The sequence below is a fragment of the Mesorhizobium sp. YC-39 genome (genome assembly GCF_025753795.1).
GTDB lineage: Bacteria > Pseudomonadota > Alphaproteobacteria > Rhizobiales > Rhizobiaceae > Mesorhizobium.
On record NZ_JAOWPS010000005.1, the window covers coordinates 626,377 to 640,714 of the forward strand.

Sequence of the window (14,338 nt, forward strand, 5' to 3'; positions counted from 1 at the left end):
CAGCTAAAGCTGATAGAGCGGGCGACGGAAGCCGGCTTCGCGGCCGGTGATCAGCCAGTAGATCAGGCCGGCGACGAGGCCGGCGGCAGCGATGATGCCGATATCGGCCCAGCGCTCAGGGCTCATGTCCTCCGGCGCGCTCGGCCAGACCAGGGCGAAGCCGCCGACCGCAGCCGCGGCGCCGAAGACCATGTGCAGCCAGAAATTGCGCAGCGAAAAGAATTCGGCGATCAGCGCGAAGATCAGGGTTTGCAGGCCGGTCAGTATGATCGTCAGGAAATAGATGAACATGCCGAGCGGCGGCACCACCAGCGCCACGATCGGAGTAATCCCCATGAAACCGAAATACTCCGGCGCATTGGGCAGCGAACTCAACGCGGCGTAGATGGCCACCACCGCGATCAACCCAACCAGCACCGCAACAAAATAGCCGGCAAGCATCATCAGGACGCGTTTCAATACGTGCTTCGCCATGCCCGCCCCCCATGCAGCGTAGTGATAACGCCGCAGTCAGCCATCAAAGACGCGATGACGCAAGGGGAGGCGGAAAGGCTGGTGGCCTGAGGTGGGCTGCGAATGCTGACTGATGGCAGGGCTTATTTCGGCTCGGCCGTGACTGGGTCGTAGGTGATTTCGACTTTCGCCTTGTCGGTCGTGTAGTAGGTAACGGTATAGGCGCCGCTGTCCCAATCGACCTCTTCCACATAGCGAAAATCGTTGCGCTGCTCGACCTTGGCAATGATTTCCGACAGTTTTTTGGCATTCGGCGGCGGCAATGGTCCGTCCGCGGCAAAGGCTGATCCGCCGAGGAAGAGAGCGGCGACACCTGTTGCTAGGACAAGACTGGTCGCCAAAACAAATCTGGACATGGCTTTCCCTCACGCTTCGTTCAATAGAACTCGTTTCAAGGCGGGTTTGTTCCGGCATCGCCGATGCGCCGCGCTATAGTGCATGCCTCAAGCCTAACCTGCTTCCTTCGGAAGAAAACCGCTTACCACGGAAATCGTGATCCGCATTTCCTGTAGGCACGAGAGCAGCGGAGACTCATTTTCAAGCCGATTTGCTCCACCTCCCAAAATTGCAGCTGCTCAATTGTGCCACCATTGTCGCATCTTTCACCAGAGGCCGTCTCAAAGGGCCACGGGGACCACGGCTTAGGTCGATGAAAGTTGTTTTATTTCAATGCGTAAGGGCGAATACTTTGCCGACAATTTCGAACAACAGGCAGCTAGGCATGGACGACACGCGGCCTCCGACATATTAGCTGATCGTAGTAGAGATTTTGCCGAGACCCTGTTAGGATTCCTGCCAAGACAGGGCGACATCGGCGCGTTGCACCTGCCAGGGATCCTCTTCCAGCAAAGCGACGAAATGTTCAGAGGCAGGTAGTCGCCTGCGCTGGCGCAGACCAGAAAAGACCGGGGCTTAGACATGGCTGAACGGAACTACACCCGTCAGCTCGCAACAATCATTTCTATCGATGCTGTCGGATTCTCGCGGCTGATGGGTCTTGACGATGAATCGGCTGTTGCCGCGTTCGAGGAACGGCGCGACATCATCGCCGACAGTTGCAGCACCTTTGGCGGCCGCACCTTCGGCGATGCCGGCGACAGCATCATGGCCGAATTCGGCAATCCGATCGAGGCGTTGCGTGCGGCGTTCGATTTTCAGGGCCGCATCGTCACGCTCAATTCATCGGTAGACGAAGCCATGCGCATGCCCTTTCGCGTCGGCATCAACACCGGTGACGTCATCGTTCGCGACGGCCGGCTCTACGGTGACGACGTCAATATCGCCGCCAGGATCCAGGAGTTCGCACCGCACGACGGTCTCGCCGTGTCGGAAACGACCTGGCACCACGTGAAGGACAAGACCGCGGCCGAGTTCATCGATCTTGGCGAATTCATGCTGAAGAACATCGCGCTGCCGGTGCGCGTTCTGATCGCGGGGCGCATCAGCAACGGGTCGTCGCCCGCGGCATTCGTTGCGGCCATGCCTCCGGTCAATGGTCAGCAGAAGCTGTCGCCCAAAGGTCCGCCCGCGATCGCGGTGCTGCCGTTCCAGGGCGATGGAGGCGAGCGCGACGTTGGCTACATGGCGGACGGCATCGCCGAAGACATCATCTACGGCCTTTCAAACACCAGATGGCTCTCGGTGATCGCCAAGAGCTCCAGTTTCCAGTTCCGCGATGACACTCTGGGGACGCGGGTAATCGGCAATGCCCTTGGTGCGCGCTATATCGTCAGCGGCACGCTGATGCGCAATGGCGGACAGATCCGTTTGAACACGTCGCTTGCCGACGTCTCAAACGGGCGATTGGTGTGGTCTCAGCGCTTCGATCGCGACCTGGTCGACATCTTCGGTCTGCGCGACCAGATCGGCGCGGAGATCGTCTCGATTCTCGACAAGGAGGTCGACCGGGCAGAGCAGGTACGCACCTTCCAGGTGCCGTGGGAAAGCCTGGAAACCTGGCAATTGGTGAGACGCGGCCGCTGGCACATGAACCGGCGCACGCGCGGCGACACTGAAATCGCCCTGGACTTCTTCGAAAAGGCTTACCGGGAGGATCCCAATTCGAGTGCCGTGCTGAACGAACTGGCGTGGTGGTATTTCTGGCGGGCCTGGCTGCGCTTCGGCGACAATGACGATCTAAACAAGGTCGAGCAATATGCGCGCAAGGCCCTGCTGATGGACAGCCTGGATGCACGCCCGCATGCCCATCTTGGCGTCATCGACATCATGCGGGGAAAGCCGCGGGCCGCGGTCGAGCACCTGGAGGAAGCGATCCACATCAATCCGAGCTTTGCCTTCGCGCGCTCGGCCATGGGCAGTGCCCGCCTTCTGCTCGGCGATGCCGTCGGCGCAATACCGTTCTTTCTCGATACCGAGCGACTGAGCCCCTTCGACCTCTATCGGTTCCACAATCTGGGGGAACTGGCGGCAGCCTACAGCTTTGTCCAGGACTGGCCGTCGGTGATCGCCACCGCTGACCGCTCACTCAACCTGTCGCCGGGCTATTTCTACGCCAGGTTCCTGAAGATCGGCGCCTTGATGCGCAGCGGCCGCGAGGAGGAGGCCAGGCGGGAAATGGCCGTTTTCGCAACCAGGCATCCGGATTTCTCGGAGCAGCGGGTCCGCTGGATACCTTTCGCCGACAGGGCGGCGAATGAATTCCTCATCGGCAATTTCGAAATGGCCAGAAGCAGCAACATGATCGAGGCCGCCGAACACCAGCGACTGTGAGGAAATTCACATACGCGCAACTGCTGCGAACCTAGGCCAGAATAGCCGGTATCGCAAAATTTTGAACAGCCGGGGGGCTTGAGTGCGCATGTTCAGGATCAAGTATTTCGATGCCGTCCACGAGGCCCAGGAACGCCAGCGTCCGCTGCCGGAAATGCCGCCATTTGACCTCGGGCGACTGCGCTCCAAGGGTCTTGCGGCGCGCATAATAGGCTACCTCTCCAATGACCCTCGCTGGGCGCTGGCGCTGCTGCGCCGGTTCTGGCCGAACCTTGCCTTCGGCAATTTCCTGCTCGTCACCAGGAACGCCGACGTTCGCGACATATTGGAGCGCGGTGACGAATTCCAGACCCCTTATGGACCCGAGATGACCGAACTGGCCCGCGGGTCGAACTTCATCCTCGGCATGCAGGACGGCGCCGACTATCGCCGCATGAAGTCGTCGGTGCTCAGCGCTTTCCCGCCGGCCGAGGTCGAGGCCGCCGTCAGGCCGATTGCCGCACGCCATTCCATGGAGATCATGACCCGCGCCAGTCCTGGCTTCGATGCCATTTCCGGGCTGATGAAGATCGTGCCGGTGCACATCTGCCGTGACTATTTCGGTCTCGAGATCGACGACGAATCCGAATTCGCCGACTGGGCAATAGCCTTGAGCGCGCTGTTCTTTTCCGATCCGCTGGCAAAGCCGGTCACGCGCGAGCTTGCCGTGGTCGCCGGCGACCGGCTGATCAAGGTCATAGACCGCTCCATCGACGCGATCAGGCAGAGCGGCGCGATGGCCGAGCAGCCGCTGCCAAGACTTGTCGCCCTTCTCGATCAAGGCAAGCTGTCGCTGCCCGACATCCATTCGATCATGCTCGGCATGATTACCGGCTTTGTTCCAACCAATGTGCTGGCCGGCGGCAATTGCCTCGACGTGATCCTGTCCCGGCCCGACGCACGGCGGGCCATCGATGCGGCACTCGCTGCGGACGACACCGGCAAGCTTGATCGGGCAATCCTTGAGGCCATGCGCTTCAAGCCGATCTGGATCGGTCCGTGGCGCTATACGTCGCGCGACACCACGATCGCCAGGGGCACGCGCCGCGAGCGCCTGGTGAAGGCAGGAACGGTGGTCATGCCGGCAACGCTGTCGGCGATGTTCGACGCGGAAGCCGTGCAAAACCCGAACGCGTTCGACACCTCGCGCCCGCACCGCGACTACATGGTGTTCGGCCACGGTATTCATCTGTGCATTGGCGCCGAGATCGCCAGGGTCCAGATCGGCGAAAGCCTGCGCGCCCTGTTCCAGAAGCAGGGTGTACGCCGCGTGCGCGGCAGGGCCGGGCGCATGACCAGCATCGGCGCCTATCCGGAAAGCCTCAAGATCGACTTCGAGCGGCCAGCGCTTTGCCGCACCGTCGACCACTCGATGGTGACGGTGGTCTGCCCGATCACCCGGGCCGCGCCGCTGGACGCCATCCGCGACCGGGTCGCGGCGCTCGGAAATCCGGCCAATGAAGAGATCAGCACCGCGCTCGGCATTGCCGGCACCATTCATTTCACCAGCCTGGCCGTTACCGGCACTGGCGAGACCGATGACGCGTCCGGTCTGGAGAAGGGCGCCCTGGTTCTCGAAGTCTCCGGCGACGGCAGCAGCGACGAGGTCATCGACGCCATCTCGCAGGCCATCGGCCACCGGTTGCTGCCGATTCTCGAAGACGTCTGCGGCTTGCCCGAGGGCAGCTCGCTGAACGACTTCCTGCGCAAGCACAATGTCGAGATATCGCCGTCTTTCGGCAGCAATGCCGGACTGGTGTTTTCCGGCACGCCGGGACATTCGGTCCGCCGTATCCTGGCCGAAGCCGAGCTCGCCGATACCATTCGCGAGATCGTCGAACAGCCGCGCTATGGCAGTGGCGACGCTGCCGCAGTGCTCACCGAGACCCGCCGGCATGTCCAGTCGCTCGGCAGGTTCGACTGGGCGTTCCAGCCAGCCGAAAGCCTGCTCGAAAGGCCGCCGGGAAAATGGTGGCAGGCCATAACGACGACGCTGCTGGCGCCGGCCGTGCTCATCACCGTCGCGCTGATCGTGCTTGCCTGTTGGCGCATGACCTATGTGCTGGTGTTCGGCAACCCTGCCGGCCTCAATTTCCCCAACCTCGCCATTGCCGGCACGGCGCTTCTGTTGGCCGTGCTCGGCCTGCTGGCGATAGCGATCGCGGTGATCGGCCTGTGCTTCATCGCCCTGCGGCGTATCGAAGACATCGATCGCCCTCACAACACGCCTGTCGATCTCGATGCGCTGGACAAGATCATCGTCCATGAGGACCGCACCGCCCAGAACCATTTGACGGCGATTTCGACGATGAAGGTCGGAATGTTGCGGCGGCTTGCGCTCAGGCTTTCCTTCTACCTGATCTCGATCTCGGCGCAAAAGGTGTTCAAGCCGGGCTTCCTTGCCACCATCAACACCATCCATTTCGCCCGCTGGGTGCTGCTGCCGGGCACCAACAGGCTGATGTTCCTTTCCAACTATGGCGGCAGTTGGGAGAGCTATCTCGAGGATTTCATCGCCAAGGCCGCGTCCGGGCTTACCGGCGTATGGAGCAACACCGAAGGTTATCCGCGCACGCGCTGGCTCTTCCTCGACGGTGCGCGCGACGGCGATCGCTTCAAGCGCTGGGCACGGCGCCAGCAGGTACCGACGCTGTTCTGGTATTCGGCCTATCCGGCCCTCAACACGATCCGCATCCGCACCAACTCCAGGATCCGACGAGGGTTGGCGACCGCCACGGATAGCCAAGCGCGCGACTGGCTGAGCCTGTTTGGGTCATTGCCGCGTCCGGTGGGCCCAAAAACCGCCGTCCAAAAGACTGCCTCGTTGCTGGCGGACATAAGTTCCGCGTTTCCCGCGCCGCTCGAACAACAGCTGGAAACCGGTGAGATCCAATCCATATTCTTCGGCCCATTTGGATCATTGGGCCATGCCCATATGCTGGCGATAGCCGTGCCGGATACACTTTCCCGGATCAGGCGCAAGGCGTGGCTGGAGTTCATCGTCGCACAAACGAGCTTCGGCGATGGCGCGCCGAAAGAGCGCGCCATGACGGTGGCGTTCGGCCCCGACGGTCTTCGCCGACTGGGCCTGGAGGGCGGCGTCGACGACGATCCGCTGGGTACTTTTCCGGTCGCCTTTCGCCATGGCATGGGCAATCCCGAGCGCAGCCGCATCCTCGACGATGTCGGTGAAAGCGTGCCCGACAAATGGCGGTGGGGCTCGCCACGGAAACCGGCGGATGTGGTCATCGTCTGCTATGCTGAAAGCGCGGAGATGCTGGCGGCCGAGATCGCCGCCCTGAAGCGAAAGACAACGGGCGCGGGGATGAAACTCGTCGCGGAACTGCCGCTTGCGGTGAAGCGCGAGGGCAAGCGCGCGGTGGAGCATTTCGGCTTCGTCGATGGTGTTTCGCAGCCGATCGTCAGGGGCACGGCGCGCGCCAATGCCGGCGCGGCATCGATGCATCTGGTGGCGCCGGGCGAGTTCCTGTTCGGTTATCGCGACGAGCACGGCTTCTATCCGGCCTCGCCGTCCGTCCGGGCCTCGCAGGACCGGTCCGGCATCCTGTCGGCGGTGCGCCGCAACCGGCAGATCGCAGGCCAGCCACCGCCGCCGCACGATTTCGGCCGCAACGGCTCCTTTCTTGTCGTGCGCCAGTTCGAGCAGCACGTCGACATATTCGACGATTACTGCAAGGCCGCAGCCATGCAGGCGGCAAGCGAAACCGGCAACCCCGCCATCACGCCGCGCTGGGTCGCCGCCAAGATGCTTGGCCGCTGGCCGGACGGCAGCTCGCTGGTGCGCAATCCCGACGGCCGCCCCGGCCGCCCGGCTGACAATGATTTCGCCTTTGGCGCCGAGGACCCTCAGGGACAACGCTGCCCGCTTGGCGCCCATGTCCGACGGTCGAACCCCCGCGATTCGCTGGGCGAAGACCGCGAGACGCAGATCAGGATCGGCAAGCGCCACCGCATCATCCGAGTCGGCCGCACCTATATGAGGCAGGACAAGAAAGGCGGAAAGGTCGAGAAGGGCCTGCTCTTCATGTGCCTCAACGCCGACATCGAGCGTCAGTACGAATTCATCCAGCAAACCTGGGTCTCATCCACTTCGTTCCAGGGGCTGGTCGCCGAAAAGGATCCGACCATCGGCTCGCGCGACGGCAGCGGCAGGTTCACCATCCCGTCCTGGGAGGGCGTCACCGTGCTGAAGGGCATGCCGCAATTCGTCACCACAAGGGGAGGGGGTTACTTCTTCATGCCGGGCAAGTCGTCGCTGCGCTATCTGATTTCGCGACTCTGATTCGGGACGCATCCCCGAATCGGATTCGAGGACGCATCCCCGAATCGCCGTATTCAGTCGTCGTCTTGCGAATCGGCGATACGACTGAGCGCCCTGGCGTCGGTGATGCGCAGGCCGCCGCGCTTGATGGCGATGATCTGCCGGCTGCGCCAGTCGTTGAGCGTCTTGTTGACCGACTCGCGCGTGGCGCCAAGGAACTCGCCCAGTTCGGACTGCGAGATCGGTATCCAGCCTGCGCCGTCGGCTATGACGCCGCCCAGAAAGACCAGTCGTTTTGCCAGCCTCGCCTCGATGCCGAAAAAGGCCTGATCGCCGAGCTCGCCGCTGATCCAGCGCAGCCGCGCGCACAAAAGTTCGATCATGGCGCGCGCCAGGGATGGGTTTTTCTCAATCCGATCAAATAGTTGTGTTCGGCTGATCGAAACCAGCTCGCAGGCAGTTAGACAGATCGCGGTGGCCGTGCGTGGGCGTCCGTCAAGTGCCCCGATCTCTCCGACCAGGCTGCGCGACAGCTCAATATTGGCCACCAGCTTCTGGCCGCCAGGCGAATAGATCGAGATCTCCACCGTGCCCTTCATCACACCGTAGATGCGGTCGGCGGCATCTTCCTGGACGAACAAATGCTGGCCGGCGGCGTAGCGTTCGAGCTTGCAACCGCTGAACAGCAGATCGAACTGGCGCGGGTCGATACGCGCAAGGCGCGGCAGATCATCTCTGTCGTTCGCGCCGGCGAAAGCCATGTCAGTGCCCCAATTTTCCCAACCGCTAAAGTTTACGGCAAGAGTGGACCGCGTCAAAGCCCGGTATTCATCCATGTCACGGCTCCTTCGAAAGGCAAGGGATCGGACACCGTACCGTCCGGTATCCGACCCGCCTGCGTTGAAGGCCGCCTGCACGCGCGGTGGGAGGAACCGAACGCGCAGACGGCAACTGTGAAATGCCTAGGTGATCAAAAACCCGGCCAAAAATCCCCGCCTTGGGCCGGTTGCTTTCCGGGCCACGAAATTTTGTTCGGCACGGCCAATCCAAACGCCAGCCGACCCCGGAGCTACGTTCGCGCGAAAACTGGCGACGGTATGTGAAGAGCGTTACACAGCCCATGTGCAGCAGACCATGCCGCGCCGGCTGGCGTTCACACGGATGCAGGCACCAACCGAAGCCCTATCGGCCTGCTGTCAGCAAAATTCGGTGAATGTCGTGAAAAACCGGTCATCCAACCTGTTCTGGAGGTTAGATGGTGGGCGATGCAGGGATTGAACCTGCGACCCCACCCGTGTGAAGGGTGTGCTCTCCCGCTGAGCTAATCGCCCGCTCGTTGCCTGAAGGCCAAGCGCGCCGCGATATAAGGGAGGCCGGCCCGCGAAGTCAAGGTAATGTCCGGCGTTCCAGTGAAGAGCGAGTGCAACCCACAGGGGGGCGCCCGGCCGCCTTCGCGATCAGTGTGCCGCAGCTGTAATCAGCCGTTCCGCCAGGTCGAGCGTCAACGCGTCGAAATGCGAGATCACCGCCGACGGTTCGAATTCGCGCACATGACGATCGGTGTAGCCGAAATCGACCGCCACCACCGGAATACCGGCGGCTTTCGCCGTATCGATATCGGTCTGCGAATCACCGACCATCAGCGCCCGGTGCGGGTTGCCGCCGGCGAGCGCGATGGTCTGTGTGAGATGGCGCGGGTCGGGCTTGCGGAAGGCGAACGTGTCCTGGCCGCAGATCGCGGCGAAATGTCTTGCCAGGCCGAGCGCCTCGATCAGCGCCACCGAGTTGGCCTCGTATTTGTTGGTGCAGATGGCCAGGAGATAGCCGGCGTTCTCGAAGCGGGCGATCGCCTCGAGAACGCCGGGGTAGGGGCGCGACTTGCCGGGGATGTTGTCGGTGTAGTGATCGAGGAACAGCCTTAGCAACCGGTCATGCTCGTCGACAGCGAGCGATCTTTGCTGCGCGGCATGGGCACGCTCGATCATCACCCGGCCGCCATGGCCGACGAAGCGCTTGAAACCGGCCTCGTCGACAGCCGCAAGTTCACTGGCGGCGAGGCTGTGGTTGAGGCTGTCGAGCAGATCCGGCGCCGTGTCGATCAGCGTCCCGTCGAGGTCGAACACGATGATCGGTCGAGTCATGGCCTGTCCTGTGACGATTGCATTGCCGCAGGCGATACCTCCTGCGGTCCAATCAGGCAAGCCGGCTTTGGCCAGTCCACAGCCAAGGTCTTTGACCGGGCTGGCAAAAATGCTAGGAGCGCGCAAACAAAAACGGGGCACGACAAGCGCCATGGATGCGAGGCAATTGAAGGTCGAGGCCGCGCGGGCGGCGCTTGCCCATGTGAGCGACGGCATGCGGCTCGGCATCGGCACCGGCACGACCGCCGAGGAGTTCGTGCGGCTGCTCGCCCAAAAGGTCGCCACCGGCCTTACAATCGTCGGCGTGCCGACTTCGGAGCGCACCGCCATCCTCTGCCGCGAACTTGGCGTGCCGCTGTCGGACCTGGAGGAAACGCCCGAACTCGACCTCACCATCGATGGCGCCGACGAGGTCGACCCGGCGCTGACATTGATCAAGGGCGGCGGCGGCGCGCTGCTGCGTGAGAAGATCGTCGCGGCGGCCTCCGCACGCATGATCGTCATCGCCGATCGCTCGAAAATGGTCGCGACGCTCGGCCATTTTCCACTGCCCATCGAAGTCAACAAATTCGGCCTGCGGGCCACGGAAATCGCGATCGGCGCGGCGGCCGCAGAGCTCGGCCTTGCCGGTCCTGTCACATTGAGGATGACGGGGAGCCAGCCTTTTGTTACAGACGGCGGCCATTTTATCCTCGATGCATCTTTTGGCCGCATTCCGGATACAAGAGCGCTTTCGAATGCTCTCCACGCCATTCCAGGCGTGGTCGAGCATGGTCTTTTCATCGGGCTGGCATCAGCGGCCATCATCGCCGGCGGCGACGGCATCCAAACCGTCCATGCCGCCCGAAAACCAGGGAGTTCTACCGATCATGATGTTGCATAACCGGATTCGCCGTCTTTCCGCCATTGTAGTGGCTTCGGTCGTCTTGGCGTTTTCCGCGCCGGCGTTTTCGCAGGACGTCACCGACGCGCATCTGAAGGCCGCGCGCGCAGCGGTCACGGCGATCCACGCGACGGACCCGTTCGACAACATCCTGCCGCAGGCGGCTGCCGCCCTCGAGCAGCAGCTTATCCAGAAGAATCCGGACATGCAGGAACTGATCGGCAAGACGATCAACGAAAAGGCAATGGCGCTGGCCTCGCGCCGCGCCGATCTGGAAAAGGAAGCGGCCCTTGCCTATGCCAAGGTGTTTTCCGAAAAGGAACTCAATGACATCGCCGCCTTCTACAGTTCGGAGTCCGGCAAGAAGCTGCTCGACAGCGGCCCGGCCGTGACACGTGACCTGGTCAAGGCAGCCGACATCTGGCAGAACGGCCTCGCCCGCGATCTCGCCCAGCAGGTTGGCGAAACGCTGGCCGCGGCAGCGAAAGCCAAGGCAACGGCTGCGCCCGCCGATGGCGCCGCGCCCGCAGATGGTGCCGCCCCCGCTGACGGTACGCAGAACTGAGTTTATTTTTCCGCAGTGTGGCAATCGCCACTGGACCAGAAAAGCCCGGCTTGTCCGGGCTTTTCTTTTGATGCTTTGCGGCCTACCTGTGGCTCGAACTTTTCTATCTTCAGGAGCAGACTATGGCCGGTTACGACTATGATCTTTTCGTCATCGGCGGCGGCTCCGGCGGGGTGAGGGCGGCGCGCGTGGCGGCCGCACTCGGCAAGCGCGTCGGCATTGCCGAGGAATACCGGTATGGCGGCACCTGCGTCATCCGCGGCTGCGTGCCGAAGAAGCTCTATGTCTATGCCTCGCAATTTCCCGAACATTTCGAGGACGCCGCCGGCTATGGTTGGACGGTGCCGCAGGCGACTTTCGACTGGCCGACCCTGGTCGCCAACAAGGACCGCGAGATCAGCCGGCTGGAGGCCATCTACAGGAAGAATGTGCAAGGCGCAGGCGGCGAGACGTTTCATTCGCGCGCCGTGCTGGTCGACCCGCATGTGGTGCATCTTCTGAGCGAAGACCGCACCGTCACCGCCGACCAGATTCTGATCGCCACCGGCGGTCGCCCGGCGCCGCATCCGGCTCTGCCCGGCCACGAGCATTGCATCTTTTCCAACGAAGCTTTCGACCTCAAGGAATTGCCGAAGGCGATCATGATCGAGGGCGGCGGTTACATCGCCGTCGAATTCGCCAACATCTTTCACGGCCTCGGCGTCGAAACCACGCTGGTCTACCGGGGTAGGGATATCCTCTCCCGCTTCGACATGGACCTCAGGCGCATGCTGCATGAGACGATGGAAAAGAAGGGGATAAGGATCCTCTGCCATGCCGTGTCGGAATGGGTCCGCAAGCGGCCGGACGGCAGGCTTGACGCGCTCGTCACCGGCGGCAAGGCGTTGACGGTCGATCAGGTCATGCTCGCCATCGGCCGTATTCCCAACACCGAAAACATCGGCCTTGAAGGCGTCGGCATCGAATTGACCAAGACCGGCGCGATCAATGTCGACGCATACTCGCGCACCAACATCGACAACATCTGGGCGATCGGCGACGTCACCAACCGCGTGCAACTGACGCCGGTGGCGATCCATGAGGCGATGTGCTTCGTCGAGACCGCCTTCAAGGGCAATCCGACCGCGCCCGACCATGATACGGTCGCTACCGCGGTCTTCTCGCAGCCGGAGATCGGCACGGTCGGCCTGTCGGAGGACGAAGCGATAAAGCGCTTCTCCGACATTGAAATCTACCGCGCCACATTCCGGCCGATGCGGCACACGCTATCGGGCCGTGACGAAAAGATGCTGATGAAGCTGGTGGTCGACGGGGCTTCGAAAAAGGTGCTTGGCGCCCATATCCTCGGACCGGATGCCGGCGAGATGGCGCAGCTTCTCGGCATTCCGATCAAAGCCGGCCTTACCAAGAACGATTTCGACCGCACCATGGCCGTGCACCCGACCGCGGCGGAAGAGCTCGTCACCATGTACAAACCGACCTACCGGGTGAAAGACGGCGAGCGCGTCTGACGATGCCAGCCCTTTGCGCCCACGGCGGCAATGTCGCAGTGGGCGCAGGGAAAGGTTACAGCAGTGTCCCGCGCAAAGGTTACAGCAGTGTCCCGCGCAGGATCACCATCGCCACCGAAAAATAGATCACCAGGCCGGTGACGTCGACCAGCGTGGCGACGAACGGGGCCGAGGCGCTGGCCGGGTCAAAGCCGACCCGTTTCAGGGCAAACGGCAGCATCGATCCCGACAGCGAACCGAAGGTGACGATGCCGACCAGTGCGACGCCGACTGTTGCCGCAATCAGCTCCCAGTGTGGACCATAGTCGTAGAAGCCGAGATACTGCCACAGCGTGATGCGGCAGATTCCGACCACGCCGAGGATCGACCCGAGCACCAGACCGGTCGGCAGCTCGCGCAAGGCAACCCGCCACCAGTCGCCAAGGCCGATCTCGCGCAACGCCAGGGCCCGGATGACGAGCGACGTCGCCTGCGAGCCGGAGTTGCCACCCGAGCTCATGATCAGCGGGATGAACAGGGTGAGGACGATCGCTTTTTCCAGTTCGCTCTCGTAGCTTTGCATGGCGTTGGCGGTCAGCATCTCGCTGATGAACAGCGCGCACAGCCAGCCGGCGCGTTTCTGGATCATGGCGAGAAAACCCATCTTCATGTAGGGCTCGTCGAGCGCCTCCATGCCGCCGAAACGATGCACGTCCTCCGTCGTCTCTTCGATCATGGTGTCGATGATGTCATCGATGGTGACGATGCCGAGGATCTTGCCGTTGTCGACGACCGGAACCGCGAGCAGATCGTATTTGGAGATCGTCTGCGCCACCTTTTCGCGGTCGGTCAGCGGGGACACTGTCACCGGCATGCGATCCGGCGCGATCGCCATGATCAGATCGTCCGGCTCGCCGGTGATCAGCCGGCGCAGGCCGGTCGAGCGCACCAGCAGATGCGTCTCCGGATCGACGATGTAGATCGCATAGACGGTCTCACGCGTCCGCTCGACCTTGCGGATGTAGTCCAGCGTGCGGCCTACCGTCCAATCCGAGGGCACGCTGACGAACTCCGTCGTCATGATCGAGGCTGCGCTGCCTTCGGGATAGCCGAGAATGGCAAGCAGCGTCGCGCGCAGCGGCGGTGCGAGGCCGCCGAGCAGTTCGGAACGCGCCGGCTCCTCCAGATCGCGCAGGAGGTCGGCGGCACGGTCGACCGACATGGCGGTCAGCAGCTTGCCGGCCTTTATACGAGGCAGCGCCTCGACGAGCTCGGATGCACCGTCTAGTTCCGGCTGGTCGAAAATCTCGACCAGCCGCTCGAACGGCACTTCACAAAGCAGCTCCGTCGCTGTTTCACGAGGTTCGTGGTTGAGCGCCTCGACAATGTCGGCGACATGATCGTTGGCAAGGATACGGGCGATCGCAACTGCATCGTCGCCCGCTACGGGGGAAAATTCATTCATGGCTCACTCCTTGCCGTCCGGCAGGACGTGAACCGGGTCAGGTCACGTCTAGGCGGACGGCGGTTGCGTTCGACTGTGACTGTCGCCAGGCATGGCGCGGTGACCTTTCTGCTCGCGGGTTTCGGATTGCATCTGCGAGCCGGCGCAACATAGGAGCGCTTCTTGCCGAGTCAATTGCTGTCAGGGTTGAAAACGGCAGCGAACAGGTCAGATCGCGAGACTGTGATCGC

10 protein-coding genes and 1 tRNA gene are annotated in these 14,338 nt (G+C 62.5%); 5 read left to right on the plus strand and 6 right to left on the minus strand.

The window, feature by feature from the left end:
* Positions 1–3: 3 nt before the first annotated feature.
* Together OHD62_RS28640 and OHD62_RS28645 are read right to left on the minus strand one after the other, a co-directional pair.
* On the minus strand, positions 4–474 hold the full coding sequence (locus OHD62_RS28640; protein ID WP_263790071.1) for a hypothetical protein: 471 nt from the start codon (positions 472–474) through the stop codon (positions 4–6).
* Between the two features lie 122 nt (positions 475–596).
* Positions 597–869: a PepSY domain-containing protein gene (locus OHD62_RS28645; protein WP_263790073.1), complete on the minus strand. Its 273-nt coding sequence runs from the start codon at positions 867–869 to the stop codon at positions 597–599.
* Between the two features lie 562 nt (positions 870–1,431).
* Between OHD62_RS28645 and OHD62_RS28650 the strand changes: the two genes are divergently transcribed.
* Positions 1,432–3,243, plus strand: a complete 1,812-nt coding sequence (locus OHD62_RS28650; protein ID WP_263790075.1) for an adenylate/guanylate cyclase domain-containing protein — start codon at positions 1,432–1,434, stop codon at positions 3,241–3,243.
* Between the two features lie 88 nt (positions 3,244–3,331).
* Positions 3,332–7,585 carry a cytochrome P450 gene (locus tag OHD62_RS28655; protein ID WP_263790077.1) on the plus strand — a complete coding sequence of 1,418 codons (4,254 nt, stop codon included), beginning with the start codon at positions 3,332–3,334 and terminating at the stop codon, positions 7,583–7,585.
* A 53-nt stretch (positions 7,586–7,638) separates the two neighbouring features.
* On the opposite strand, the gene OHD62_RS28660 is transcribed toward OHD62_RS28655, so the two are convergent.
* From OHD62_RS28660 to OHD62_RS28670, 3 genes are all read right to left on the minus strand, one after another.
* Positions 7,639–8,325 carry a Crp/Fnr family transcriptional regulator gene (locus OHD62_RS28660; RefSeq protein ID WP_263790201.1) on the minus strand — a complete coding sequence of 229 codons (687 nt, stop codon included), beginning with the start codon at positions 8,323–8,325 and terminating at the stop codon, positions 7,639–7,641.
* A 495-nt stretch (positions 8,326–8,820) separates the two neighbouring features.
* Positions 8,821–8,895, minus strand: a tRNA-Val gene (locus tag OHD62_RS28665).
* A gap of 126 nt (positions 8,896–9,021) precedes the next feature.
* Positions 9,022–9,705: a phosphoglycolate phosphatase gene (locus OHD62_RS28670; protein WP_263790079.1), complete on the minus strand. Its 684-nt coding sequence runs from the start codon at positions 9,703–9,705 to the stop codon at positions 9,022–9,024.
* Positions 9,706–9,856: 151 nt separating this feature from the next.
* On the opposite strand from OHD62_RS28670, the gene rpiA reads away from it, so the two are divergent.
* The 3 genes from rpiA (at position 9,857) to gor (ending at position 12,664) form a co-directional block, all read left to right on the plus strand.
* Positions 9,857–10,588, plus strand: coding sequence for a ribose-5-phosphate isomerase RpiA (gene rpiA / locus OHD62_RS28675; protein ID WP_263790080.1), 732 nt, complete (start codon positions 9,857–9,859; stop codon positions 10,586–10,588).
* On the plus strand, positions 10,575–11,153 hold the full coding sequence (locus OHD62_RS28680) for a DUF2059 domain-containing protein (RefSeq protein WP_263790081.1): 579 nt from the start codon (positions 10,575–10,577) through the stop codon (positions 11,151–11,153). Before rpiA ends, OHD62_RS28680 begins: the two co-directional genes overlap by 14 nt.
* Positions 11,154–11,275: 122 nt before the next feature.
* The gene (gor, locus tag OHD62_RS28685) at positions 11,276–12,664 is read left to right on the plus strand and encodes a glutathione-disulfide reductase (protein WP_263790083.1); all 1,389 of its coding nucleotides are present in this window, start codon (positions 11,276–11,278) and stop codon (positions 12,662–12,664) included.
* A 79-nt stretch (positions 12,665–12,743) separates the two neighbouring features.
* Here the strand turns inward: gor and mgtE are convergent, their stop codons facing one another.
* Positions 12,744–14,108: a magnesium transporter gene (gene mgtE, locus OHD62_RS28690; RefSeq protein WP_263790085.1), complete on the minus strand. Its 1,365-nt coding sequence runs from the start codon at positions 14,106–14,108 to the stop codon at positions 12,744–12,746.
* Between the last annotated feature and the right edge of the window lie 230 nt (positions 14,109–14,338).